This is a genomic window from Okeania hirsuta (assembly GCF_003838195.1).
GTDB lineage: Bacteria > Cyanobacteriota > Cyanobacteriia > Cyanobacteriales > Microcoleaceae > Okeania > Okeania hirsuta.
Window position 1 is genome coordinate 1 of the sequence record NZ_RCBY01000602.1, and the last position, 1,190, is coordinate 1,190.

The 1,190-nt window shown below is 36.3% G+C and carries 2 protein-coding genes; both read right to left on the reverse strand.

The annotated features are described in order from the left end of the window. Positions 1–256: 256 nt before the first annotated feature. Positions 257–457, reverse strand: a complete 201-nt coding sequence (locus D5R40_RS33170; RefSeq protein WP_124155901.1) for a Uma2 family endonuclease — start codon at positions 455–457, stop codon at positions 257–259. A gap of 518 nt (positions 458–975) precedes the next feature. Continuing rightward, positions 976–1,190, reverse strand: a 215-nt coding sequence (locus D5R40_RS36775) for a hypothetical protein (RefSeq protein ID WP_161565187.1), incomplete at its 5' end; no start/stop codon positions are given.

Below are 1,190 nucleotides of genomic sequence, written 5' to 3' on the forward strand. Positions count from 1 at the left end.
TATTCTTAACATCACAATTTGTGACCAGCAATACAATTACAAATAGTAATCCAATACACTTTACAGTCCTTAGTAATTGAGTCATAGCTTTATTGATCGTGGCTTGGAATAGGCTGGATATGCGATATGTTAACCTTCATCGGAAGAGTTGTCGGCTTCACTGGAAGCCTAGTCCTCATCATTGTTAATATCTACATCGAAATACAGTTCCTTCATTGAAATTTCTATTCCTACAGATTGTAACTTTAGAATTGATCTAGTCCTTCATATCTTGATATACTCCATAAATCGTTTTTCCCCTCTTGAAATACACTTCTACTACATATCTATTTTGTTCTATTAGTACATATTTCTTGTAATGAAGAACTTGCCTGTAAAAGTAAAACTTGTCACCTTTATCATACTCAATTGTGGATTTGGATAATACTTCAACAATTCGTATGATTGGTAACGGCATCCTTAGTTCGATTAATCTTTCAATGCCCCACAGATTACCATCGAATCAGGATAAACATATTGTTTTCCCTCTTGATGTGGAGCTTAGCTTCACTGGTGATAGGTTTACAGTTGGCGTCCTTTTTCTCAGCCCATTTCTTAACTCAGCATATATGTTGCCTACAAGTAAGGCATGTTCTATGATCCTCCAGCTAAGGCAAATAACTGTCCATTATGTATTCAAATTTCTGCTGGCCTCTATTTCATAGCTATATACTCTTGTACAGACATATTTATATTTCTTGCTGGTTTCATCTCTTTTTTCTCTATATAACCAAATAGGCAAACCTGTCAATCCTAACAGTACGACAAATGTAGTAATGAAATTTATCTGGAAATGTCATAACTGCCCAAAGCGGAAAATAGATACTACTTAACCTTAAAAAAGTCTTTTTGTGATTTTGAAATCAGTTTACCTTGTGACAGGAAGCTTCTGGTTTGTAATGGCAGCCCTAATGGACGTTTGGAAGCCGCTACTCCTTATGATTCTTGCAAGGCTTCTTCCATCTTCTTGTACTGACTATTAAATGGATCTCTTCTCAGTAGTTCTTCAATTAGCTTTTTTGCCTTTCGTTGCTTGCCTTTGTCATAGGCCTTTTTATACTTGGCTTCTAAATCTTGGTTGGTTCCACAGCCTTTTTGACCGTTGTTGGGTCTCAAGGCGGTTACTTTAAGGTTTCCTCCGATTTGTTGGT

Excerpts from the sequence above, each read along its gene's own strand:
- D5R40_RS33170 (WP_124155901.1), bottom strand. The coding sequence starts at position 457 with ATGCCGTTACCAATCATACGAATTGTTGAAGTATTATCCAAATCCACA.